Genomic DNA, 25,079 nt, shown 5'->3' on the forward strand with positions numbered 1-25,079 from the left:
CAATTTTCATTGAATGGCCCTTTTTTGTGCCTGCCGTTTTTACTCGGCGATCTGCAACTTACGCGCTTCGGTATACACGTAACGCACCTTCTCGTACTCGAACGGCGAGTTCATCTGGCCGTAGCGGAAGCTGGTCTGGTAGCGCTTGTCGACCGCGCGCAGGGCCCAGATTTCCGGGTGGTTGGAGCTGACTTCCGAGACGTTGAGGAAGTTGATCGCTGATTCGGCGGTGTAATCCACAGCAAGACCGGCGGTGTCGCGGATGTTCGACGGGCCGAGGATTGGCAACACGAAGTAGGCGCCGCCCGGTACTCCGTAGAAGCCCAGGGTCTGGCCGAAGTCTTCGCTCTGGCGCGGCAGGCCCATGGCGGTCGCTGGGTCCCAAAGGCCGGCAATGCCGATGGTGGTGTTGAGCAGCAGGCGCGCGGTGGTTTCCATCGAGCGCTGACCTTTGAACTGCAACAGGCTGTTGACCAGGTTCGGCACGTCACCGAGGTTGTTGAAGAAGTTGCTTACCCCGGTACGCACAAAACTCGGCGTGATGTAGCGATAGCCATCGACCACCGGCAGGAACACCCATTGGTCGAAGCGGTAGTTGAAGTGGTAAACCCGACGGTTCCACGACTCCAGCGGGTCGTAGACGTTCAGCGCGTTGAGCGTCGAGCGCTCGAATTCGCGCTGATCCAGCCCCGGGTTGAACTTGAGTTTGGAGAGCGGCTCTTTGAAGCCGTCGCTGTCGACGACGACCGGCGCGTTGGCTTTACTGTTGTCGGCCTGGGCCACGCCTGCGCAGAGGAGCGCTGCCATCAGCAGGAGATATTTAGCCACGGAAGAACTCCAGCATGGCGTCGCTGTTGACGCGGTAGTTAAGGTTGCCGCAATGGCCGCCCAGTGGATAAACGGTCAGACGATCACCGAACGTTTTACGCAGGAAACCGAGATCGCCCGGGCCGAGGATCACGTCGTCGGCGTTGTGCATCACGGCGATTTTCGGGCTGTCGTGCAGGTAATCCTTGAGCGCATACAGGCTGACCTGGTCGATCAGCTGCAGCAGGCTGCCGCCGTCAGTGCGCGCACGCCACATCGGAATCACCTGATCGGTCAGATAGCAGTCGAAGTCGCACTGCAGCGCGCGCTTGAGGAATGGCGTGAGGCTGGTGCCTTCGGTGATCGGGAACTTCGGCGGGGTGATCAGGCCGCGACGGTTGATCAGATCCGAGGTGAAGGCAATGTCGGCCGCCGAGAAGCGGAACGAGGTGCCGATCAGCATCGCCATCTGTTCGTTGGTCAGGTGCTGCTTGGACTGCTGGAAGTCGTAGAGCAGTGCATCGTTGAGGTCGATGTAGCCTTTCTGCTGGAAGTAGCGGGTCAACTTCGACAGCACCAGTTCATAGAACGTGGTGCTGTTGTTGATGCCTTTCACCTCGGTTTGCACCAACTTGTCGAGGTTGGTCACCGAGGTGTAGAGGTTGACCGGCGGATTGAGCAGCAGGACTTTCTTGAAGTTGAAGCTGCGGCGCGTCTCGTCCAGATGCGCGACGAAGGCGGCATCAAGGGCGCCGAGGCTGTAACCGGTCAGGTAGTACTCGGTCACCGGCAGTTTCGGGTTCTGCGCGCGCACGGCCTGCATCACCCGATACATGTCCTCGGCGTCTTCCTTGGTCACGCCCGGGGTCGCGAAGCGCGAGGCGGCGCTGATGAAGTCGAAACTGGTCGGCGACGACAATTGCACGACGTGGTAGCCGGCCTTGTAGTAGAGCTTTTTCAGGTATTCGTTGAGGGTGCTGTCATAACGCGCGCCGGTGCCGGCGATCAGGAAGATCAGCGGTGCCGGTTTGTCCTGGGTGGCGATGCGATAGGTGAGTTTTTTCACCGCCCAAAAGTTATCCGGCAGGATGAACTCTCGCTCCGGGCGCAACGTCAGGCTGCGGTCCGACTGATTGATGTCGTCGTCCAGCGGCAATTCCGGGCGCAAGTCCGGCGGCGTCGTGGCGATGGTCGCCTCGAACGGGTTGGTCAGGGGGTAGCCATAACTGGCGGCATCGATATCCACCGCCAGTGCGGACGCACTCAAAATAAGGCCGCTGAACAGCGCGGCGAAGCGCAAGGAACGGAGCATGACTAGATCCCTTAGAGGAAGGTGCCGAATGAAGTTCGCAGGCTATGACCACCGGGGTTGCGCCAAAGTGCCATGCTGCGGCACCAAACAGGCAGAATTCGGAGTAATAGTAGCTGGACGATACACTTTGCACGCCCTGAATGAACAGTTAACAGTTGTTAGTTCTTGCACACGGCTGGCGGCAGATTAAGCTGGCCGCCGATTTCCGAAGATTGGAGTGTTTCATGTCCCGCCGTTTGCCCGTGATTTTGCTGCTCATTCTGTTGCCGTTGTGGCTGGCCGCCAGTTATGGCGCGCGTTATGGCTTTATGGAAGACGGAAAGTGGGTGGGCATCTGCGTGGATGAGGCCAGTCGCTGGGAATGTCAGGTGCGGTCGAACCTTGGGTTGATGATTCACTTCAAGGTGATGGGCTGGACGGCGTTGGGTGCGGCATTGATCGGTTTTGTCTTGCCGGGGCGGGCAGGGTGGTGGCTGGCGGTGCTGGCGCTGGTGTTTGGGGCGCCGGCGCTGGCGTTGTACAACACCACGTTGGCGGTGTTTGCGCTGGTGATTGCCGGGTTGCGTCTGGTCCGGGAGTCCCGCAGCGCCTGACAGTCAGTCTTCGCGAGCAAGCTCGCTCCCACATTTGGAATGCATTCTCCTGTGGGAGCGAGCTTGCTCGCGAAGAGGTCTTTAGCCTCGCTGAAAATCAGACCTTGCGAACACGCAGGCAGCGCCACAACGCAGCCACCATCAAGCCACTCACCAACGCCCAACCCCACGCCTGCTGATTCTGCAAACCTTCCTGATACAACTGCGGCGCAATCCCCGCGCCGACAATAAACGTCAGCAGGGCAATTTCCCGACGCGGCACGCTCACCGGCCGGCACAGATAAACCAGCGCCGGCAGCACGAACGCCATGCTCGCAAAGCTGCGATAACGCGGATCGAAGACCATCTCCAGCATCATTACTGCTGCGGCAAAACCTGCCGCTGCGACCAGCCAGCCCGCGCGGCGCTCCAATAGATTGAACGCCCGCTCACGCCAGCCAGTACGGGCGCTCAACGTCAACGCAGCGTGCGCCAGAACCAACAGATTCAACACCGTCAGCAAGCCGACCCACAACCACTCACTGGCAAACCGCGTGGTTACCCGTGCGAGATCACCCCAGGCGCCAATCGAGCAAGCGGCGAGGGCGCCCAGCAGCGGCAACACCAACGCCGAGCGCGTAGTGCGGACGCGACCGCCAAGGATCAGCGTGCCAAGAAAAATCAAACCACCGACCGCCAGCCATTCCTTCCAATAGGGGACGTTGGTCACCGGCCCGGCCAGCACGCCCTTGTCGTGACGGTCGGCATCGAACAAGCCCCAATAGCCACCGACTGCGCCTTCACTGCCGCGCTTCCACGGCTGGTCGAAGGCTTCGATCAGGTTGTAATGCCAGCCTTCCTTCTCGGCCATCGCGACAAAACCACGAATGAATTTGGCCTCATTGACCCGACTCGGCAGGGCGGTTTCGCGCTGACGGCCTTCGCTCGGCCAGCCGGTTTCGCCGATCATCACGTCTTTCGGTGCGAATTTATTACCGAACACCTGGCGCACATCCGCCACATGCTGCAGGGCGACATCGATGTTCGACGGATCATCTTCCCAGTACGGCAGCAAATGAATTGTCAGAAAGTCCACCGCTGGCGCGACTTCAGGATGCTTGAGCCAGAACTCCCAGACATCGGCGTACGTGACCGGTTGCTTGACCTGACTTTTGACCTTGTTGATCAATCGGGCCAGTTGCGCGCCGGTGACTTCCTTGCGCAGCAGCGCCTCGTTGCCGACGATCACTGCACTGACCACATCCGCGTTGGCGTTGGCCGATTTGATCAGCAGGTCGACTTCCTTTTCGGTGTCCACCGGGTTGCTGTTGACCCACGCGCCGATCATCAATTTCAAGCCGTGTTTGCGCGCCAGATCCGGCAGCGCCTCAAGGCCCGTCATCGAGTAAGTGCGTATGCACTCAAAGCGTGTCGCCAGCAATGCGAGGTCGGCGTCCATGCGCTCCGGGCGCAGTTTGAACGGCACGTCGAACGGCGATTGGTCTTTATCGAACGGGGTGTAGGAGGCGCACTGCAATTTATGCGTCGGGGTCGCGGCGTCGGGCAGGATCACTGGTTGGCCGAGGCCGTACCAGAAGCCGCCGAGGGCAAACAGCCCGAGCAGGCAGGCGAAGAGATAAGGCAGAAAGGGGAAGCGGGAAGTCGCGGACATGGTCAGGCCGAGTGGCTGCAAAGCGAGGCATGTTACCTGCATTTATAGAGGGGTTGGTGACCGGCATGATTTGCACATGCAAAGTTCGGGCGGATTATTTGGCGTCATTTATATAGCCGCGATTAATGGCCTTCTGATGTCGTTTCTCGTTGCCTTGAGGTCGCTGACAGAGCAGGTCGCCTGCGGCGTCAGGTTGATGATCAAGGCATCAGTACTCCGCTGATGTTCGAGTTGGTTTGCGGTCAGGCGTGATGGGGGCGCTGTGCACCATAACAATACGTTGACGATGCCCGGCATCCGTCGGGCGCAGCATTTCGGGGAAGTAACGATGAAGATGCGACGACTTTTAGGCGCAGGTGCCGCTGTGGTGCTTGCGATGAGTTCCACTTTCGCCAGCGCAGAAAAACAGACCCTGAACATCGGTTACGTTGACGGCTGGTCCGACAGCGTCGCGACCACCCACGTGGCGGCCGAAGTGATCAAGCAGAAACTCGGCTACGACGTGAAACTGCAAGCCGTTGCCACCGGGATCATGTGGCAGGGTGTTGCCACCGGCAAGCTCGACGCCATGCTCTCGGCCTGGCTGCCCGTGACCCACGGCGAATACTGGACGAAGAACAAGGATCTGGTCGTCGATTACGGCCCGAACTTCAAGGATGCAAAAATCGGCCTGATCGTGCCGGAGTATGTAAAAGCCAAGTCGATCGAAGACCTGAAAACCGACGACACCTTCAAGAATCGCATCGTCGGCATCGACGCCGGTTCAGGCGTGATGCTCAAGACTGATCAGGCGATCAAGGATTACGGCCTCGACAAGTACTCGCTCAAGGCCAGTTCCGGCGCCGGCATGATTGCCGAGCTGACCCGTGCCGAGAAGAAAAACGAATCGATCGCCGTTACCGGTTGGGTGCCGCACTGGATGTTCGCCAAGTGGAAACTGCGCTTCCTCGACGATCCGAAAGGCGTGTATGGCGCGGCTGAAACCGTGAACAGCATCGGCAGCAAAGAACTGGCGACCAAAGCGCCGGAAGTGGCCAAGTTCCTGAAGAACTTCCAGTGGGCGTCGAAAGACGAAATCGGCGAAGTCATGCTGGCGATTCAGGACGGTGCCAAACCTGAAGCCGCGGCCAAGGATTGGGTGGCCAAACACCCGGATCGCGTGGCTGACTGGACTAAATAAAAGCCTCACCGCCTAACCCTGTGGGAGCGAGCCTGCTCGCGAATGCGATCTGTCAGTTGATGCAAATATCGACTGATCCGACGCCTTCGCGAGCAAGCTCGCTCCCACAGTTGTTTTGTGTGTACCGGAAATTGGCAAAAGTGTCATGGCGTTCTACTACTAAGGTCGTCTGTTACCGCGCTCGCAGCCGCATACATTAGCTATGTTCCAACAATAATTTGTGCTGCGAGGATAAAAACAATGAACGACAGCATTTACCTCTCGATTCAAAACAGTCCCCGATTCAAGGAGCTGGTTCAGAAAAGGGAACGATTCGCCTGGATTCTCTCGGCAATCATGCTCGGGCTGTACTCCGCATTCATTCTGTTGATCGCTTACGGGCCGCAAGTGCTCGGGGCGAAACTCAGTCCTGAATCTTCGATTACCTGGGGCATTCCGATCGGTGTCGGTCTGATTGTCTCGGCCTTCGTCCTGACCGGTATCTATGTGCGCCGCGCCAATGGCGAGTTTGACGACCTGAACAATGCGATTCTCAAGGAGGCTCAGCAATGATCCGGCGTCTACTGGCTCTTCTGAGCATCTCGGCGTTCGCGCCTGCGGTCTGGGCCGCTGACGCCCTGACCGGTGAAGTTCACAAACAACCGCTCAATGTCGCGGCGATTGCCATGTTCGTGGTGTTCGTCGGTGCGACCCTGTGCATCACTTACTGGGCGTCCAAGCGTAACAAGTCGGCTGCCGACTACTACGCGGCGGGCGGCAAAATCACCGGTTTCCAGAACGGTCTGGCGATTGCCGGTGACTACATGTCCGCGGCGTCCTTCCTGGGGATTTCCGCGCTGGTGTTCACCTCCGGCTACGATGGCCTGATCTACTCGATCGGCTTCCTGGTGGGCTGGCCGATCATTCTGTTCCTGATCGCCGAGCGTCTGCGTAACCTGGGGAAATACACCTTTGCCGACGTGGCGTCCTACCGCCTCGGGCAAACCCAGATCCGCACGCTATCGGCCTGCGGCTCGCTGGTGGTGGTGGCGTTCTACCTGATCGCGCAAATGGTTGGTGCCGGCAAGCTGATCCAGCTGCTGTTCGGTCTCGACTACTACGTGGCGGTGATTCTGGTCGGTATCCTGATGTGCATGTACGTGCTGTTCGGCGGCATGCTGGCGACCACCTGGGTGCAGATCATCAAGGCGGTGCTGCTGCTGTCCGGTGCCTCGTTCATGGCGCTGATGGTGATGAAGCACGTCAACTTCGACTTCAACATGCTGTTCTCCGAGGCGATCAAGGTTCACCCGAAAGGTGAGGCGATCATGAGCCCGGGCGGTTTGGTGAAAGATCCGGTATCGGCGTTCTCCCTCGGCCTGGCACTGATGTTCGGTACCGCTGGCCTGCCGCACATTCTGATGCGTTTCTTCACCGTGAGTGACGCCAAAGAAGCGCGCAAGAGCGTGCTCTACGCCACTGGCTTCATTGGTTACTTCTACATCCTGACGTTCATCATCGGCTTCGGCGCGATCCTGCTGGTCAGCACCAACCCGGCCTTCAAAGATGCGGCGGGCGCTCTGCTCGGCGGCAATAACATGGCGGCGGTGCACCTGGCTGACGCGGTGGGCGGCAGTATTTTCCTGGGCTTTATCTCGGCTGTAGCGTTTGCGACCATTCTGGCGGTAGTGGCGGGTCTGACCCTGGCCGGTGCTTCGGCGGTCTCTCACGATCTGTATGCCAGCGTGATCAAGAAGGGCAAGGCTAACGACAAGGATGAGATTCGCGTTTCGAAGATCACCACGGTTGCGCTGGGTATTCTGGCTATTGGCTTGGGTATCTTGTTCGAAAGCCAGAACATTGCGTTCATGGTGGGCTTGGCGTTCTCGATCGCTGCCAGCTGTAACTTCCCGGTGCTGTTGCTTTCGATGTACTGGAAGAAGCTGACCACTCGGGGCGCGATGATTGGTGGCTGGTTGGGTCTGGTGAGTGCGGTGGGCTTGATGATCCTTGGCCCGACCATCTGGGTGCAGATTCTGCATCATGAGAAGGCAATCTTCCCTTACGAGTATCCGGCGTTGTTTTCGATGATCATTGCTTTTGTCGGGATCTGGTTCTTCTCGATTACTGACAAGTCGACGGCTGCGGATAACGAGCGGGCGCTGTTCTTCCCGCAGTTTGTGCGTTCGCAGACTGGGTTGGGGGCGAGTGGGGCGGTTTCGCATTGATGGTTTGATGGTTTTGTAATGTTGTGCTGAATGCCCCGGTTGAGAGATCGGGGCATTTTTATTGGGCGGTTATCGGCTAGAGCTGTGTACATATCCGTTGCTGCGGTAACGGCTGATTAGGGTTTCGCCCTTACGGCGACTCACTTTTTTTACAAACGCCTAAAAAAAGTAAGAAAAAAAACGCTTGCTCCTACGTGCGGCCCGCTCGCTGGGGCTCGGGGTTCCTTCGCTGCGGGATCGATCCGGGCGCAGCGCCTACGGTTTGCTTCGCTGCACCTCCTCTCGCTGTGTTTGGCTGCGCCAAACGGTCGCTGCGCTCCCCCGTCCGGATCAATCCCTCCACTCAGCCTTCCGACGTCGCCTTACAGATCAAGAGCTGCAGCCGAGCTAACGCTCATCCTGTTGAGTGGTGAAGAGCACAGCGCGGTCGGCTGTGGTTTTGTGTTGGATTCGCCCCTCACCCCAGCCCTCTCCCGAGGGAGAGGGAGCCGATGGTGAGCTTTTCAAAATTTGTGTTCAACGCGGTATTGCACGTCGGCGTACCTCTCCCAAACACCTCGGTCAGTCCCCTCTCCCTCCGGTAGTGGAAGGAAATGGGGCTGATTTGTTTCCTTTTTTTAAAGCCTGAGTTCAACGCGGTATCGCAAGTCGGCGTAGCTCTCTCAAATACCTCAGTTAGTCCCCTCTCTCTCAGGGAGGGTGATGGGCCGATTCGTTTGCTTTTCAGAGCCTGAGTTCAACGCGGTATTGCACGTCGGCGTACCTCTCCCAAACACCTCGGTCAGTCCCCTCTCCCTCCGGGAGAGGGCTAGGGTGAGGGGCTCTTGATCTGGCTTGTGATCTTGCTTTGGCTTTGGCTTTGGTTTTTGATCTTTTGCCCCATCGGCAGGCCGAGCGTAGGTGTTCATCCGGGGGTTAGGCGCGCAGCGCCGTTCGACGAAGTCGATCACATCGAGAGGAGGTGCAGCGAAGCAAACCGTAGGCGATGCCCCCGGATGGACACCGTAGCGAGGGAACACTGAGCCTCAGCGAAGTGCCGTACGCCAGGGGCAAAGCCTTTTGCTTACTTTTTGGCGTTTGAAAAAGTGAGTCGCTGTAAGAGCGAAACCGCCAGCGGCAACACCCGCAGCAACGGATATGCCCCCAATCCCAATCCCAATCCCAATCCCAATCCCAAAGCCCCAAATCCCAGACAAACAAAAACGGCCCCTATATAAATAGAGGCCGTTCCCGATACAACTTAAGACGTTATCGCAAGACAAATCTTATTTGCGGTCTTCCAGCTTGGTAATGTCACGCGACTCGTAGCCGGTGTACAACTGGCGCGGACGGCCAATCTTGTACGGGCTGGAGAGCATTTCTTTCCAGTGGGAGATCCAGCCAACAGTACGCGCCAGCGCGAAAATCACGGTGAACATGCTGGTCGGAATGCCGATCGCCTTGAGGATGATCCCCGAATAGAAGTCGACGTTCGGGTACAGCGAGCGCTCGATGAAGTACGGGTCAGTCAACGCGATCTCTTCCAGGCGCATGGCCAGTTCGAGTTGCGGATCGTTGTTGATGCCCAGTTCCTTCAGTACTTCGTCGCAGGTCTGCTTCATTACAGTCGCGCGAGGGTCGCGGTTCTTGTAAACGCGGTGACCGAAGCCCATCAGTTTGAACGAATCGTTCTTATCCTTGGCCTTGGCGATGAACTTGTCGATGTTCGAAACATCGCCAATCTCGTCAAGCATGGTCAATACGGCTTCGTTCGCACCGCCGTGGGCAGGGCCCCACAGTGCGGCGATACCGGCGGCGATACAAGCGAACGGGTTGGCACCCGAAGAACCTGCCAGACGCACGGTGGAGGTCGAAGCGTTCTGCTCGTGGTCGGCGTGGAGGATGAAGATCCGGTCCATGGCCTTGGCGAGTACCGGGCTGATCGGTTTGATCTCGCACGGGGTGTTGAACATCATGTGCAGGAAGTTTTCCGCGTACGTCAGGTCGTTGCGCGGGTACATCATGGGCTGGCCCATGGAGTACTTGTAAACCATCGCTGCCAGGGTCGGCATCTTGGCAACCAGACGGATCGCGGAAATTTCGCGATGCTGCGGGTTATTGATGTCCAGGGAGTCGTGGTAGAAGGCCGAGAGGGCGCCGACTACACCGCACATGACGGCCATCGGGTGGGCGTCGCGACGGAAACCGTTGAAGAAGGTTTTCAACTGCTCGTGAACCATCGTGTGGTTTTTCACGGTGCTGACGAACTGGGCCTTCTGTTCTGCGGTCGGCAGTTCGCCGTTGAGCAGCAGGTAGCAGGTTTCCAGGTAGTCCGACTTTTCAGCCAGTTGTTCGATCGGGTAGCCGCGGTGCAACAGAATGCCGTTGTCGCCGTCGATATAGGTGATCTTCGACTCGCACGAGGCGGTCGACATGAAGCCTGGGTCGAAAGTGAAGCGGCCCGTGGCCGTCAGGCCCCGAACATCGATTACATCGGGACCAACGGTGCCGGTTAAAATGGGCAGCTCGACGGGGGCTGCGCCCTCGATGATCAACTGCGCTTTTTTGTCAGCCATGTGGCCTCCTATTTATGCTTGAACCATCAGACAGACCCCCCACGCAGGGCCCGCACCACTATAGTGAGATAAATTCGAATGTCAATTTGCCTAAAGTCTTGCTCCAGAAGGCTTTAAGCGCACTTTTTCCTCGAAATTGACTGCCATTTACGCCTTTTATACGACTTGTGCAATCAGCTATTTGGGGTAGGTGATTGCGTTGTCATTAGTAGCCTAACTGTCTATACTCGGCCACCGACCGCCAAGGGCTTTTGGGCTTGCTTTCATTGGGGGTCGCATCCCTGGGTGGTGGTTACCTGACCAGTGCACTCCCCAACAACTTTGCCCTGATTGTTAGGGGCTCTTCAGTGTGAAAAAAAAGCCGTGAAAAGCCAACGACCTGTAAACCTAGACCTAAGGACCATCAAACTCCCAGTCACTGCTTACACGTCCATTCTTCACCGTATCTCCGGTGTCATCCTCTTCGTGTGCCTTGCCATCATGCTTTATGCATTGGACAAGTCGCTCAGCTCCGAGGAAGGCTTCGGTCAGGTGAAAGCGTGTCTGACCAGTCCGCTAGCCAAGCTAGTGATTTGGGGCATCCTGTCCGCTCTGCTGTATCACCTGGTAGCCGGTGTGCGCCATTTGATCATGGACATGGGCATCGGTGAGACGCTGGAAGGCGGCAAGCTGGGCTCGAAAATCGTTATCGCCGTTTCCGTGGTGGTAATCGTTCTGGCAGGAGTTTGGATATGGTAACTAACGTCACGAACCTGTCGCGTTCGGGCCTCTATGACTGGATGGCGCAACGTGTGTCTGCGGTCGTTCTCGCGGCTTACTTCATCTTTCTGATCGGATACGTCGTGGCCCACCCTGGCCTCGAGTATGCCCAGTGGCATGAATTGTTCGCCCACAACGGGATGCGTATTTTCAGCCTCCTGGCCCTTGTTGCTCTCGGCGCTCACGCCTGGGTCGGCATGTGGACCATCGCGACTGACTACCTGACGCCGATGGCGTTCGGCAAGTCCGCAACGGCGATACGTTTCCTTTTCCAGGCAGTATGCGGCGTTGCGATGTTCGCTTACTTCGTCTGGGGTGTGCAGATTCTCTGGGGTATCTGAGTCATGGCTAACATTCCAACGATTTCTTTCGACGCCATCATTATTGGTGGTGGCGGTGCCGGCATGCGCGCTGCGCTGCAACTGGCACAGGGCGGTCACAAGACTGCCGTGATCACCAAGGTTTTCCCGACCCGTTCGCACACTGTATCCGCTCAGGGCGGCATCACGTGCGCGATCGCGTCTGCTGACCCGAACGATGACTGGCGCTGGCACATGTACGATACCGTCAAGGGCTCCGACTACATCGGTGACCAGGACGCTATCGAATACATGTGTCAGGAAGGCCCGGCCGCGGTTTTCGAACTGGACCACATGGGTCTGCCGTTCTCGCGTACCGAGCAAGGCCGTATCTACCAGCGTCCGTTCGGTGGTCAGTCCAAGGACTACGGTAAAGGCGGCCAGGCTGCGCGTACTTGCGCAGCTTCCGACCGTACCGGTCACGCCCTGCTGCACACCCTTTATCAGGGCAACCTGAAAGCCGGTACCACGTTCCTGAACGAGTACTACGCTGTCGACCTGGTGAAAAACCAGGAAGGCGATTTCGTCGGTGTGATCGCGATCTGCATCGAAACTGGCGAAACTTCCTACATCCGCGCCAAAGCCACCGTATTGGCTACCGGCGGTGCAGGTCGTATCTACGCTTCCACCACCAACGCCCTGATCAACACCGGTGACGGCGTCGGCATGGCTCTGCGTGCTGGCGTACCGGTACAAGACATCGAAATGTGGCAGTTCCACCCGACCGGCATCGCCGGTGCCGGTGTACTGGTTACAGAAGGTTGCCGTGGTGAAGGTGGTTACCTGATCAACAAGCACGGCGAGCGTTTCATGGAGCGTTATGCTCCGAACGCCAAAGACCTTGCCGGTCGTGACGTGGTTGCTCGCTCGATGGTTAAAGAAATCATCGCTGGCAACGGTTGCGGTCCGAATGGCGACCACGTGATGCTCAAGCTCGACCACCTGGGCGAGGAAGTGCTGCACAGCCGTCTGCCAGGCATCTGCGAACTGTCGAAGACTTTCGCCCACGTTGACCCGGTTGTTGCGCCGGTTCCGGTTGTTCCGACTTGCCACTATATGATGGGCGGCGTTGCCACCAACATCCATGGTCAGGCGATCACCCAGAACGCCGATGGCGTGGATCAGATCATTCCTGGTCTGTTCGCGGTAGGTGAAGTGGCTTGCGTATCGGTTCACGGTGCCAACCGTCTGGGCGGCAACTCGCTGCTCGACCTGGTGGTATTCGGCCGCGCTGCCGGCCTGCACCTGGAAAAAGCCCTGACCGACGGCATCGAATACGACGACGCTACCGAAGCCGACATCGAAGCTGCCCTGTCGCGCCTGAACGCACTGAACAACCGTACTGACGGCGAAGACGTCGCTACCCTGCGTCGCGAGCTGCAGAGCTGCATGCAGAACTACTTCGGTGTATTCCGTACTGGCGAATACATGCAGAAGGGTATTGCTCAGCTGGCCGATCTGCGCAAGCGTATCGCCAACGTGAAGATCAACGATAAGTCGCAGGCGTTCAACACTGCACGTATCGAAGCGCTGGAACTGCAAAACCTGCTGGAAGTGGCTGAAGCTACCGCCATCGCGGCCGAAGTACGTAAAGAGTCCCGCGGTGCTCACGCCCGTGAAGACTTTGAAGATCGTGATGACGAAAACTGGCTGTGCCACACCCTGTACTTCCCGGGTGACAAGCGCGTCACCAAGCGTGCCGTGAACTTCTCGCCGAAGACTGTTCCGACTTTCGAACCTAAAGTCCGGACTTATTAAGGGTGACCGCCATGTTGAATGTCAGTGTTTATCGCTACAACCCTGATCAGGACGCTGCGCCGTTCATGCAGGAATTCCAGGTCGATACCGGTGGTAAAGACCTGATGGTGCTGGACGTGCTGGCTCTGATCAAAGAGCAGGACGAGGGTTTCTCCTATCGTCGCTCTTGCCGTGAAGGCGTCTGCGGCTCCGACGGCATGAACATCAACGGTAAAAACGGTCTGGCGTGCATCACGCCGCTGTCCGCCGTTGTAAAAGGTAACAAGCTGATCGTTCGTCCGCTGCCAGGTTTGCCGGTTATCCGTGACCTGGTCGTCGATATGAGCATCTTCTACAAGCAATACGAGAAGGTGAAGCCTTACCTGCAGAACGACACGCCGGCTCCGGCCATCGAGCGTCTGCAGTCGCCAGAAGAGCGTGAAAAACTCGACGGTCTGTACGAGTGCATCCTGTGCGCTTGCTGCTCGACCTCTTGCCCGTCCTTCTGGTGGAACCCGGACAAGTTCCTGGGTCCAGCTGCGCTGCTGCAAGCTTATCGCTTCCTGGCAGACAGCCGTGACACCAAGACATCCGAGCGTCTGGCTTCGCTCGATGACCCGTTCAGCGTCTTCCGCTGCCGGGGCATCATGAACTGCGTCAACGTATGTCCGAAAGGCCTGAACCCGACTAAGGCCATCGGTCACATCCGTAACATGCTGCTTTCGAGCGGCGTGTGATTCAGCTGCTGTAACCGCTGTACCGTAGAGGCTGTGGCGCGGGCTTCAACCCGCGTCATGGCTATAACCAGAGCAGTAGCCACAAGCTGCCGCTCTTATTTTGAAGAAATGAGACAAGCAGGGGCATCCGGGCTGGTACCCGGACTATCAGTGTGATCCTAAGTGGCTTGTTTTAGTCGCTGCATTCGGACTTCTGCAAGTTTGCTCGGTGTCGACATCGATGGTGTTCCCCTAACCGAGGGTGACCAAGCATGCAAGAAAGCGTGATGCAGCGCATGTGGAACAGCGCCTACCTTTCAGGTGGAAACGCTGCCTATGTGGAAGAGCTTTATGAGCTCTACCTGCACGACCCTAACGCTGTGCCAGAAGAGTGGCGCACCTACTTTCAGAAGTTGCCTGCCGACGGCAACTCTGCCACTGATGTTTCGCACTCCACGATTCGCGATCATTTCGTGCTGCTGGCAAAGAACCAGCGCCGCGCCCAACCGGTTTCCGCCGGCAGCGTGAGCAGTGAGCACGAGAAGAAGCAAGTTGAAGTGTTGCGATTGATCCAGGCCTACCGTATGCGTGGCCACCAGGCAGCCCAGCTTGACCCGCTGGGGCTGTGGCAGCGTCCTGCACCTGCAGACCTGTCGATCAATCATTACGGCTTGACCAATGCCGATCTTGATACGACCTTCCGTGCCGGCGACCTGTTCATCGGCAAAGAGGAAGCGAGCCTACGCGAAATTCACGAAGCGTTGCAGCAGACATATTGCCGCACCATCGGCGCTGAATTTACGCACATCACCGATTCCGAGCAGCGCCAGTGGTTCCAGCAGCGTCTGGAAAGCGTGCGTGGTCGTCCGACGTACTCCGCCGACATCAAGAGCCACCTGCTTGAGCGCGTAACCGCCGGTGAAGGCCTGGAAAAATACCTGGGCACCAAATACCCGGGCACCAAGCGTTTCGGTCTGGAAGGCGGCGAAAGCCTGATTCCGATGCTCGACGAACTGATCCAGCGTTCCGGTTCCTACGGCACCAAGGAAGTCGTCATCGGCATGGCCCACCGTGGCCGTCTGAACGTGCTGGTCAACACCTTCGGCAAGAACCCGCGCGAGCTGTTCGACGAGTTCGAAGGCAAGAAGAAGGTCGAGCTGGGTTCCGGTGACGTTAAGTATCACCAGGGCTTCTCGTCCAACGTGATGACCGCCGGCGGTGAAGTTCACCTGGCCATGGCGTTCAACCCGTCCCACCTGGAAATCGTTTCCCCGGTGGTCGAAGGTTCGGTGCGCGCCCGTCAGGATCGTCGTAATGACGCCACTGGCGAGAAGGTTCTGCCGATCTCCATCCACGGTGACGCTGCATTCGCAGGTCAGGGCGTGGTCATGGAAACCTTCCAGATGTCGCAGACCCGCGGTTTCAAGACCGGCGGTACCGTGCACATCGTGATCAACAACCAGGTCGGTTTCACCATCAGCAACCCGCTGGACTCGCGCTCCACCGAGTACGCCACCGACGTCGCGAAGATGATCCAGGCTCCGATCCTCCATGTGAATGGTGATGATCCGGAAGCCGTATTGTTCGTGACCCAGCTGGCCATCGACTATCGCATGCAGTTCAAGCGTGACGTGGTGATCGACCTGGTCTGCTACCGTCGTCGCGGCCACAACGAAGCTGACGAGCCTAGCGGCACCCAGCCTCTGATGTATCAGCAGATCACCAAACAGCGCACCACCCGTGAGCTGTACGCTGATCGTCTGACCCAGGGCGGTGTGCTGGACGCAGAGCGTGTTCAGGCGAAAGTCGATGAATACCGCAACGCGCTGGACAACGGTCTGCACGTAGTGAAATCGCTGGTCAAAGAGCCGAACAAAGAGCTGTTCGTGGACTGGCGTCCGTATCTGGGCCACGCCTGGACTGCGCGTCACGACACTCGCTTTGATCTGAAAACCCTGCAAGAACTGTCCGCCAAGCTGCTGGAAATTCCGGAAGGCTTCGTGGTTCAGCGTCAGGTCTCGAAGATCTACGAAGACCGTCAGAAGATGCAAGCCGGCGGCCTGCCGATCAACTGGGGTTACGCCGAAACCATGGCGTACGCGACCCTGGCGTTCGAAGGTCACCCGATCCGCATGACCGGTCAGGACATCGGCCGCGGTACGTTCTCGCACCGTCACGCTGTGCTGCACAACCAGAAAGACGCGGGTACCTACATTCCGCTGCAGCACCTGTACGACGGTCAGCCACGCTTTGACCTGTACGACTCGTTCCTGTCGGAAGAAGCGGTACTGGCCTTCGAATACGGTTACTCGACCACCACGCCGGATGCGCTGGTGATCTGGGAAGCCCAGTTCGGCGACTTCGCCAACGGTGCACAGGTTGTAATCGACCAGTTCATCACCAGCGGCGAGCACAAGTGGGGCCGTCTCTGCGGTCTGACCATGTTGCTGCCACACGGTTACGAAGGTCAGGGCCCTGAGCACAGCTCGGCACGTCTTGAGCGTTACCTGCAATTGTGCGCCGAGCACAACATTCAGGTTGCCGTACCGACTACGCCAGCACAGATCTACCACTTGCTGCGTCGTCAGGTGATTCGTCCGCTGCGCAAGCCGTTGATCGTGCTGACGCCGAAGTCGCTGCTGCGCCACAAGCTGGCCATCTCGACCCTGGAAGATCTGGCCGAAGGTTCGTTCCAGACCGTGATCCCGGAAATCGATGCTCTGGACCCGAAAAAGGTCGAGCGCGTTGTTCTGTGTAGCGGCAAGGTCTACTACGACCTGCTGGAAAAACGCCGTGCCGAAGGCCGTGAAGATATCGCCATCGTGCGTATCGAGCAGCTGTATCCATTCCCTGAGGACGACTTGAAAGAAGTCCTGGCTCCATACACCAACGTCAAAAATGCCGTTTGGTGTCAGGAAGAGCCGATGAACCAGGGCGCCTGGTACTGCAGCCAGCACCACTTGCGTCGCAGCATCGGGAACCTCGACAAGTCTCTCGTACTTGAGTACGCGGGCCGTGAGGCTTCTGCTGCCCCAGCTTGTGGTTACGCATCGATGCACGCCGAGCAGCAGGAAAAACTCCTGCAAGACGCGTTTACCATTTAACGCCTTCGCGCACCTGAAACCGAATTTAAGGAACCACAGATAATGGCTATCGAGATCAAAGCCCCCACTTTCCCGGAATCGGTTGCCGATGGCACCGTTGCCACCTGGCACAAACAACCGGGCGACGCTGTCAAGCGCGACGACCTGATCGTCGACATCGAAACCGACAAAGTCGTACTGGAAGTTCTGGCTACCGCTGATGGCGTGCTGGGCGCAATCGTCAAGAACGAAGGCGACACCGTTCTGTCCGACGAAGTGCTGGGCTCCATCGAAGCGGGCGGCGCTGCTGCCGCTGCCCCAGCCGCTGCTACTCCGGCCGCTGCTGCCGCTGCACCGGCTGCCGCCGAAGGCGAAGACGATCCTGTTGCTGCACCGGCTGCTCGCAAGCTGGCTGAAGAAAACGGCATCAACATTGCTTCCGTTGCCGGCACCGGCAAGGGCGGTCGTGTGACCAAGGAAGACGTGGTTGCTGCTGTTGCTGCCAAGAAAGCTGCTCCGGCTGCCGCACCTGCCAAGGCTGCTGCTCCTTCGGCTGCTGCTCCTGTGTTCGCCGCTGGCGACCGCATCGAGAAGCGCGTACCGATGACCCGCGTTCGTGCCACCGTGGCCAAGCGTCTGGTTGAAGCACAGTCGAACATGGCGATGCTGACCACTTTCAACGAAGTCGACATGACTGAAGTCATGGCCCTGCGTTCGAAGTACAAGGATCTGTTCGAGAAGTCCCACAACGGCGTACGCCTGGGCTTCATGTCGTTCTTCGTGAAAGCGGCCACCGAAGCGCTGAAACGCTTCCCGGCTGTCAACGCGTCGATCGACGGCGGCGACATCGTTTACCACGGCTACGCGGACATCGGCGTTGCCGTTTCCAGCGATCGCGGTCTGGTGGTTCCGGTTCTGCGTAACGCCGAACTGATGAGCCTGGCTGAAATCGAAGGCGGCATCGCCACCTTCGGCAAGAAAGCCCGTGACGGCAAACTGTCGATGGACGAGATGACCGGTGGTACCTTCACCATCACCAACGGTGGTACCTTCGGTTCGATGATGTCGACCCCGATCGTCAACCCGCCGCAGGCAGCGATTCTGGGCATGCACAACATCATCCAGCGTCCTATGGCCATCAACGGTCAGGTCGTTATCCGTCCGATGATGTACCTGGCACTGTCCTACGATCACCGTCTGATCGATGGCAAAGAAGCTGTGACCTTCCTGGTGACCATCAAGAACCTGCTGGAAGATCCAGCTCGTCTGTTGCTGGATATTTGATAGAAGCAGCTGCAAGTCTCAAGCTGCAAGCTGCGAGTAACCGCAGTTTGGCTTGAGGCTTGCGGCTTCACGCTTGCTGCAAAAAAGAGGATTTTTGAATGTCGCAGAAATTTGACGTAGTAGTGATCGGTGCTGGCCCTGGTGGCTACGTGGCTGCCATCAAGGCGGCGCAGCTGGGTCTGACCACTGCCTGCATCGAGAAGTACACCGACGCTGAAGGCAAGCAAGCCCTGGGCGGCACCTGCCTGAACGTGGGCTGCATTCCTTCCAAGGCGCTGCTCGACAGCTCCTGGAAATACAAGGAAGCGAAAGAAAGCTTCAACGTTCACGGTATCTCGACTGGCGAAGTCAAAATGGACGTCGCTGCGATGGTTGGCCGCAAGGCTGGCATCGTCAAGAACCTGACCGGCGGCGTTGCCACCCTGTTCAAGGCCAACGGCGTTACTTCGATCCAGGGCCACGGCAAACTGCTGGCTGGCAAGAAAGTCGAAGTCACCAAGCCAGACGGCTCGGTTGAAGTCATCGAAGCTGAAAACGTCATTCTGGCTCCAGGCTCGCGTCCGATCGACATTCCACCGGCTCCGGTTGATCAGAAAGTCATCGTTGATTCGACTGGCGCTCTGGAATTCCAGTCCGTACCTAAGCGTCTGGGCGTGATCGGCGCTGGCGTGATCGGTCTGGAGCTGGGTTCGGTGTGGTCGCGTCTGGGCTCCGAAGTCGTTGTTCTGGAAGCACTGGACACCTTCCTGATGGCAGCGGACACCGCTGTTTCCAAGGAAGCGCTGAAAACCCTGACCAAACAAGGTCTGGACATCAAACTGGGCGCTCGCGTAACCGGCTCGAAAGTGAACGGCGACGAAGTCGTTGTGAACTACACCGATGCCAACGGTGAACAGACCATCACTTTCGACAAGCTGATCGTAGCCGTTGGTCGCCGTCCGGTGACCACTGATCTGCTGGCTGCCGACAGTGGCGTGACCCTCGACGAGCGCGGTTTCGTGCACGTTGACGATCACTGCGCGACCACCGTACCGGGCGTTTTCGCCATCGGTGACGTGGTTCGCGGCATGATGCTGGCTCACAAAGCTTCGGAAGAAGGCATCATGGTTGTCGAGCGCATCAAGGGCCACAAAGCCCAGATGAACTATGACCTGATCCCTTCGGTTATTTATACTCACCCGGAAATCGCGTGGGTTGGCAAAACCGAGCAGGCCTTGAAAGCTGAAGGCGTTGAAGTTAACGTCGGCACCTTTCCGTTCGCCGCTTCCGGCCGTGCCATGGCCGCCAACGATACCGGTGGTTTCGTCAAGGTCATCGCTGATGCCAAGACTGACCGCGTATTGGGCGTGCACGTGATTGGCCCGAGCGCTGCAGAACTGGTTCAGCAGGGCGCGATCGGTATGGAATTCGGCACCAGCGCTGAAGACCTGGGCATGATGGTTTTCTCCCATCCGACCCTGTCTGAAGCCTTGCACGAAGCTGCTCTGGCTGTGAATGGCGGTGCCATCCACATTGCCAACCGCAAGAAGCGTTAAGACACAATAAGAAACCACGGCGGTAACGGCCCGTCGTGAGCCTTGCGAGCAAGTCTCACCGCGGAATGTCCGCTGGACGCAGTCTTGCGTAGCTCAGCTACGCAAGCAGCAGTCACAGGTGGCGCGGCACTCAAACGAGCGCAGCGCCGAATGCGCAGTACCTAACGAAGACGGTAAAAAGCATGAATCTTCACGAGTATCAGGGTAAGCAGCTGTTCGCTGAATACGGCCTGCCAGTTTCCACTGGTTACGCAGTAGACACCCCGGAAGCAGCAGCAGAAGCTTGCGACAAAATCGGCGGCAGCGAGTGGGTTGTCAAAGCCCAGGTCCACGCCGGTGGTCGCGGTAAAGCGGGCGGCGTCAAGCTGGTTCGCAGCAAAGAAGACGCCAAAGCCTTCGCACAGCAGTGGCTGGGCAAGCGTCTGGTGACTTACCAGACTGATGCCAATGGCCAGCCAGTCACCAAGATCCTGGTTGAATCGTGCACTGATATCGCTAAAGAGCTGTACCTGGGCGCTGTCGTTGACCGTTCGAGCCGTCGCATCGTGTTCATGGCTTCCACCGAAGGTGGCGTGGACATCGAGAAAATCGCTCACGACACTCCAGAAAAAATTCTCAAGGCCACTATCGATCCACTGGTTGGCGCTCAGCCATTCCAGGGTCGCGAGCTGGCATTCCAGTTGGGTCTGGAAGGCAAGCAGGTTGCTCAGTTCGCCAAGATCTTCGTAGGTCTGGCCAAACTGTTCAAGGATCACGACCTGGCTCTGCTGGAAGTGAACCCGCTGGTGATCAAGGCTGACGGCGATCTGCACTGCCTGGACGCCAAGATCAACATCGACGCCAACGCCATGTACCGTCAGCCTAAGCTGAAGACTTTCCACGATCCGTCGCAAGACGATCCGCGCGAAGCGCACGCTGCCAAGTTCGAACTGAACTACGTAGCACTGGAAGGCAACATCGGTTGCATGGTCAACGGTGCTGGCCTGGCCATGGGTACCATGGACATCGTCAACCTGCATGGCGGCAAGCCAGCCAACTTCCTCGACGTAGGTGGTGGCGCTACCAAAGAACGCGTAACTGAAGCGTTCAAGATCATCCTGTCCGACACCAACGTCGCTGCAGTACTGGTCAACATCTTCGGCGGCATCGTTCGCTGCGACATGATTGCCGAAGGCATCATTGGCGCTGTGAAAGAAGTCGGCGTGAAAATCCCGGTTGTTGTTCGCCTTGAAGGCAACAACGCTGAGCTGGGCGCTAAAGTACTGGCAGAAAGCGGTTTGAACATCATCGCGGCTACCAGCCTGACCGACGCTGCTCAACAAGTTGTCAAAGCTGCGGAGGGCAAATAATGAGCGTCCTGATCAATAAAGACACCAAAGTTATCTGCCAGGGTATTACCGGTTCGCAAGGTAGTTTCCACACCCAGCAAGCCATCGAATACGGCACCAAAATGGTTGGTGGCGTTACTCCTGGTAAAGGCGGCACCGAACACCTGGGTCTGCCAGTGTTCAACACCGTTAAAGACGCAGTAGAAGCCACTGGCGCTACCGCCAGCGTGATCTACGTTCCGGCTCCTTTCTGCAAAGACTCGATCCTGGAAGCGGCATTCGGCGGCATCAAGCTGATCGTCTGCATCACCGAAGGCATTCCTACCCTGGACATGCTGGACGCTAAAGTTAAGTGCGACGAGCTGGGCGTAGTCCTGATCGGCCCTAACTGCCCAGGCGTGATCACCCCAGGCGAATGCAAGATCGGCATCATGCCAGGTCACATTCACTTGCCAGGCAAGGTCGGTATCGTTTCGCGTTCCGGCACCCTGACCTACGAAGCTGTCAAGCAGACTACTGACGCCGGTTTCGGTCAGTCGACTTGCGTCGGCATCGGTGGTGACCCGATCCCGGGTTCGAACTTCATCGACATCCTGAAGCTGTTCCAGGAAGACCCGAAGACCGAAGCGATCGTCATGATCGGTGAGATCGGTGGTTCGGCTGAAGAAGAAGCGGCTGCCTACATCAAGGCACACGTGACCAAGCCGGTTGTTTCCTACATCGCTGGTGTGACTGCTCCTCCGGGCAAGCGCATGGGCCATGCTGGCGCAATCATCTCTGGCGGCAAAGGCACTGCAGACGAGAAATTCGCTGCACTGCAAGACGCAGGCGTGAAAACCGTGCGTTCGCTGGCAGACATCGGCAAGGCCCTGGCCGAGCTGACTGGTTGGGCTGTCAAGTAAGCCTCGCGCTTAACTGACGCTTTACCAAACAAAGGCCACCTTCGGGTGGCCTTTGTCGTTTCTGGCACCTGCGTCATCAGTGATATCGCTTTCGCGAGCAAGCTCGCTCCCACATTTGTACGCATTCCCAAGTGGGAGCGAGCTTGCTCGCGAAGGCGATTTATAGACATCTACCCAATTACATGCAAAAACGCGACACGGAAACGTCGCGTATCGGATAGTTCGCCCTCTAACAGTGCGTTCGCACGACAAATTCGTTAGGCTAGCAGCCATTTTTGCGTCTGCCGCCCACAAGGCATGCAACGCGCTTTAAGGGTCAGTCCCATACGGATCGACAGCATTTCCCTAATTACACAGGGCAATCCCCCTCTAAATTCCGATTTCAGTAGTGTGGTATTACCTTAATGAAAGTTTTGAAAGGTCAGGACATCCTGGCACTTGGCTTTATGACATTTGCCCTGTTCGTTGGGGCTGGCAACATCATCTTCCCGCCGATCGTGGGCTTGCAGGCCGGACCTCACGTCTGGATGGCCGCGCTGGGCTTCCTGATCACTGCGGTGGGTCTGCCGGTGATCACCGTCGTTGCACTGGCCAAGGTCGGTGGGGCGATGGATACGCTGAGCAGCCCGATCGGCAAGATTGCCGGCGGCATTCTGGCGGCGGCGTGCTACCTGGCGGTCGGCCCGTTGTTCGCCACCCCGCGTACCGCAACCGTATCGTTTGAAGTCGGTCTGGCGCCGCTCACTGGCGAAAGCCCGTTGGCACTGTTCCTCTACAGCTCGGTGTACTTCCTGCTGGTGTTCTTCATCTCGCTTTACCCTGGGCGGTTGCTGGACACGGTTGGCCGTTTCCTCGCGCCGCTGAAGATCATCGCACTGGCGGTGCTCGGTATCGCCGCATTCGCCTTGCCGGCGGGTGACATCGGCCAAGGTACGCCCGAATACGTGGCTGCACCGTTCTCCCAAGGGTTCATCAATGGTTACCTGACCATGGATACCCTGGGGGCGCTGGTGTTCGGCATCGTCATCGTTAACGCGATCCGCTCCCGTGGCGTCGAGTCGCCCGCGCTGATCACCCGTTACGCGATCATCGCCGGGCTGATTGCCGGTGTCGGTCTGGCGCTGGTGTATGTCAGCCTGTTCCGCCTCGGTTCCGGCAGCCACGAAGTGGCGGTGGGCGCGACCAACGGCGCCGCGGTATTGCACGCCTATGTGCAACACACCTTCGGTTCGCTGGGCAGCGGTTTCCTCGCGGTGCTGATCTCGCTGGCGTGCCTGGTGACAGCGGTCGGCCTGACCTGTGCTTGCGCTGAGTACTTCAGCCGTGTGCTGCCACTGTCCTACAAGACCCTGGTGATCATTCTGGCGGCGTTCTCGCTGCTGGTGTCCAACCTGGGCCTGACCAAGCTGATTGCGTTCTCGATTCCGGTGCTGACCGCAATCTATCCGCCGTGCATCGTGCTGGTGGCGCTGAGCTTCTGCAAAGACTTCTGGCATGAGCACGGCCGGATTCTTGGTCCGGTGATGTTGGTATCGTTCGTGTTCGGCACCATCGACGCGCTGAAAGGCGCCGGTCTGGCCGACTGGATGCCATCGCAGTTGTCCCACCTGCCGCTGAGCGAGCAGGGTTTGGCATGGCTGGTGCCCTGTGTGATGACCCTGGTGGTCGCAGTGGTTTGCGATCGCATGCTGGGCAAGCGCAGCGAAGCGGTTGCCTGACGTTGCCTGACCCGCCATAAGCGGGTCTTCAACGCTTAAACAGAAATGCCCCGTATCAATCGATACGGGGCATTTTTTATGCGCCTCAGGCAGTGTCTTTTTCCCTAGGCTAACGTCGAAGGGTTGCCGAAGTCCTAACGTGGGAGCGAGCAGCCTCGCTCCCACAGGTAGCATCCATACTTCACAGGGAATTGCATGTCGTTCATTCAAGCCAACCTGATCCACCTGCTCGCGGCCGTCTGGTTTGTCATCTGCTGGGGTGGCTATACCCGTTATGCCACTTGGAAGGCCCGCGACACAGCATGCCTGGCCAGTGTGCTGCACCTGTACCGCGAGGACTGGATGCGCCGTATGTTGCTGCGTGACAACCGCATCGCCGACGCCAGCGTGATTGGCAATCTTGAACGCAACGCCTCGTTTTTCGCCTCAAGCACATTGATTATTCTCGCCGGCATTCTCACCGTGCTTGGCGCGTCAGAGCGGGCGGTTTCGTTGCTGGCGGACATCCCGATGGTGCAACAGGCGTCGCAGGGCATGTCGGAGATCAAGTTGCTGTGTCTGGCGATGGTGTTCGTTTACGCCTTTTTCACCTTTAGCTGGTGTATGCGCCAGTACAACTTTGCCGCCGTTCTGGTGGGGTCGGCGCCGATGATTGGCGAGCGGCAGGTGTCGGAGCAGGAGCGTAAAGCCTTCGCCTTACGGGCGGCGCGAGTGATTTCGATGGCTGCCAACCAGTTCAACTTCGGCTTGCGTTCCTACTACTTCGGCATGAGCATGCTGGCCTGGTTTGTCAGTCCATGGCTGTTCATGCTGATGAGTGCCGGCGTCGTGGTGGTTCTGTATCGCCGGGAGTTTCATTCCGACGTTCTCGATGTCATGGTCTATACCCCTACAGAAGCCCCCCTTCCCGAAACAAACAGAGAGGTCGCTTGATGAGTATTCCGTTCTGGTGTGTGTTTATCAGTGCGCTGTTGATCTATATCGCGCGTATGCCGGTAGGCAAAGCGATGAAAGAGCAGGGTGGTTACAACAATCACCTGCCGCGTCAGCAACAGGCGCAACTGACCGGTTACGGCGCGAGGGCGCTGGCGGCGCATCAGAACAGCATCGAAGCGTTCATGTTGTTCGCAGTCGGTGTGTTGATGGCGCACACCACGCAAACGGCAGGATGGTTGATCGACACATTAGCGATAGTCTTCGTGATCGCGCGACTCTTCTACTTGTGGTTCTACCTGGCCGATCTTCCCAAGCTGCGCAGTCTGGCCTGGATAGTTGGCGTATTGTGTTCGCTGTTGCTAATGATTAGTCCGACTTTTAGAACTGTCTTGCTCTAAGGCGGCTCTGGCGTTAATT

The 25,079-nt window shown here is 58.0% G+C and carries 20 protein-coding genes; 16 read left to right on the forward strand and 4 right to left on the reverse strand.

Going from position 1 to position 25,079, the window contains the following annotated elements; genetic code table 11:
• Positions 1–39: 39 nt before the first annotated feature.
• Both BMY54_RS25760 and BMY54_RS25765 read right to left on the reverse strand, forming a co-directional pair.
• Positions 40–828 carry an MlaA family lipoprotein gene (locus tag BMY54_RS25760; protein ID WP_034151542.1) on the reverse strand — a complete coding sequence of 263 codons (789 nt, stop codon included), beginning with the start codon at positions 826–828 and terminating at the stop codon, positions 40–42.
• Positions 821–2,119, reverse strand: a complete 1,299-nt coding sequence (locus BMY54_RS25765; protein ID WP_064117369.1) for a hypothetical protein — start codon at positions 2,117–2,119, stop codon at positions 821–823. Before BMY54_RS25765 ends, BMY54_RS25760 begins: the two co-directional genes overlap by 8 nt.
• Positions 2,120–2,343: 224 nt before the next feature.
• Here BMY54_RS25765 and BMY54_RS25770 point away from each other — a divergent pair, with 224 nt between their 5' ends.
• A complete protein-coding gene (locus tag BMY54_RS25770) occupies positions 2,344–2,712 on the forward strand; it encodes a hypothetical protein (protein WP_093439893.1) in 369 nt (122 codons plus the stop codon).
• A 97-nt stretch (positions 2,713–2,809) separates the two neighbouring features.
• On the opposite strand, the gene BMY54_RS25775 is transcribed toward BMY54_RS25770, so the two are convergent.
• Complete coding sequence (locus BMY54_RS25775; protein WP_093439897.1) at positions 2,810–4,405, reverse strand: glycoside hydrolase family 17 protein; 1,596 nt, start codon at positions 4,403–4,405, stop codon at positions 2,810–2,812.
• A 286-nt stretch (positions 4,406–4,691) separates the two neighbouring features.
• Here BMY54_RS25775 and BMY54_RS25785 point away from each other — a divergent pair, with 286 nt between their 5' ends.
• From BMY54_RS25785 to BMY54_RS25795, 3 genes are all read left to right on the forward strand, one after another.
• The gene (locus BMY54_RS25785; RefSeq protein WP_093439901.1) at positions 4,692–5,543 is read left to right on the forward strand and encodes a glycine betaine ABC transporter substrate-binding protein; all 852 of its coding nucleotides are present in this window, start codon (positions 4,692–4,694) and stop codon (positions 5,541–5,543) included.
• A 240-nt stretch (positions 5,544–5,783) separates the two neighbouring features.
• Entirely contained in the window at positions 5,784–6,095 is a 312-nt protein-coding gene (locus tag BMY54_RS25790; protein ID WP_093439905.1) for a DUF485 domain-containing protein, read from the forward strand.
• Complete coding sequence (locus BMY54_RS25795) at positions 6,092–7,750, forward strand: cation acetate symporter (protein WP_093439909.1); 1,659 nt, start codon at positions 6,092–6,094, stop codon at positions 7,748–7,750. Before BMY54_RS25790 ends, BMY54_RS25795 begins: the two co-directional genes overlap by 4 nt.
• Before the next feature lie 1,265 nt (positions 7,751–9,015).
• Here the strand turns inward: BMY54_RS25795 and gltA are convergent.
• Positions 9,016–10,305, reverse strand: coding sequence for a citrate synthase (gene gltA, locus BMY54_RS25800; RefSeq protein ID WP_039763648.1), 1,290 nt, complete (start codon positions 10,303–10,305; stop codon positions 9,016–9,018).
• 363 nt (positions 10,306–10,668) lie between these two features.
• Here gltA and sdhC point away from each other — a divergent pair, with 363 nt between their 5' ends.
• The 12 genes from sdhC (at position 10,669) to BMY54_RS25860 (ending at position 25,060) form a co-directional block, all read left to right on the forward strand.
• Positions 10,669–11,043, forward strand: a complete 375-nt coding sequence (gene sdhC / locus BMY54_RS25805; protein WP_016773673.1) for a succinate dehydrogenase, cytochrome b556 subunit — start codon at positions 10,669–10,671, stop codon at positions 11,041–11,043.
• A complete protein-coding gene (sdhD, locus tag BMY54_RS25810; protein WP_003222999.1) occupies positions 11,037–11,405 on the forward strand; it encodes a succinate dehydrogenase, hydrophobic membrane anchor protein in 369 nt (122 codons plus the stop codon). Before sdhC ends, sdhD begins: the two co-directional genes overlap by 7 nt.
• 3 nt (positions 11,406–11,408) lie before the next feature.
• Entirely contained in the window at positions 11,409–13,181 is a 1,773-nt protein-coding gene (sdhA, locus tag BMY54_RS25815) for a succinate dehydrogenase flavoprotein subunit (RefSeq protein ID WP_093439913.1), read from the forward strand.
• A gap of 11 nt (positions 13,182–13,192) precedes the next feature.
• On the forward strand, positions 13,193–13,897 hold the full coding sequence (locus tag BMY54_RS25820; protein WP_093440161.1) for a succinate dehydrogenase iron-sulfur subunit: 705 nt from the start codon (positions 13,193–13,195) through the stop codon (positions 13,895–13,897).
• 251 nt (positions 13,898–14,148) lie between these two features.
• The gene (locus tag BMY54_RS25825; RefSeq protein WP_093439917.1) at positions 14,149–16,980 is read left to right on the forward strand and encodes a 2-oxoglutarate dehydrogenase E1 component; all 2,832 of its coding nucleotides are present in this window, start codon (positions 14,149–14,151) and stop codon (positions 16,978–16,980) included.
• Between the two features lie 42 nt (positions 16,981–17,022).
• Positions 17,023–18,243, forward strand: coding sequence for a 2-oxoglutarate dehydrogenase complex dihydrolipoyllysine-residue succinyltransferase (gene odhB / locus BMY54_RS25830; RefSeq protein WP_093439922.1), 1,221 nt, complete (start codon positions 17,023–17,025; stop codon positions 18,241–18,243).
• Between the two features lie 98 nt (positions 18,244–18,341).
• Positions 18,342–19,778, forward strand: coding sequence for a dihydrolipoyl dehydrogenase (gene lpdA / locus BMY54_RS25835; protein WP_007919881.1), 1,437 nt, complete (start codon positions 18,342–18,344; stop codon positions 19,776–19,778).
• Between the two features lie 182 nt (positions 19,779–19,960).
• Positions 19,961–21,127: an ADP-forming succinate--CoA ligase subunit beta gene (gene sucC, locus BMY54_RS25840; protein ID WP_007919879.1), complete on the forward strand. Its 1,167-nt coding sequence runs from the start codon at positions 19,961–19,963 to the stop codon at positions 21,125–21,127.
• Positions 21,127–22,008 carry a succinate--CoA ligase subunit alpha gene (gene sucD / locus BMY54_RS25845; RefSeq protein ID WP_008082972.1) on the forward strand — a complete coding sequence of 294 codons (882 nt, stop codon included), beginning with the start codon at positions 21,127–21,129 and terminating at the stop codon, positions 22,006–22,008. Before sucC ends, sucD begins: the two co-directional genes overlap by 1 nt.
• Before the next feature lie 404 nt (positions 22,009–22,412).
• Positions 22,413–23,726, forward strand: coding sequence for a branched-chain amino acid transport system II carrier protein (gene brnQ, locus BMY54_RS25850; RefSeq protein ID WP_093439927.1), 1,314 nt, complete (start codon positions 22,413–22,415; stop codon positions 23,724–23,726).
• Between the two features lie 195 nt (positions 23,727–23,921).
• The gene (locus tag BMY54_RS25855; protein WP_093439931.1) at positions 23,922–24,659 is read left to right on the forward strand and encodes a DUF599 domain-containing protein; all 738 of its coding nucleotides are present in this window, start codon (positions 23,922–23,924) and stop codon (positions 24,657–24,659) included.
• Positions 24,659–25,060 (forward strand): MAPEG family protein, encoded by a 402-nt coding sequence (locus BMY54_RS25860; RefSeq protein ID WP_093439935.1) that lies wholly within the window; start codon positions 24,659–24,661, stop codon positions 25,058–25,060. The genes BMY54_RS25855 and BMY54_RS25860 overlap by 1 nt, the downstream gene beginning before the upstream one ends.
• Positions 25,061–25,079 lie beyond the last annotated feature (19 nt).

Origin of the sequence: Pseudomonas sp. ok266 (genome assembly GCF_900110195.1) — a bacterium.
Classification (GTDB): domain Bacteria; phylum Pseudomonadota; class Gammaproteobacteria; order Pseudomonadales; family Pseudomonadaceae; genus Aquipseudomonas; species Aquipseudomonas neuropathica.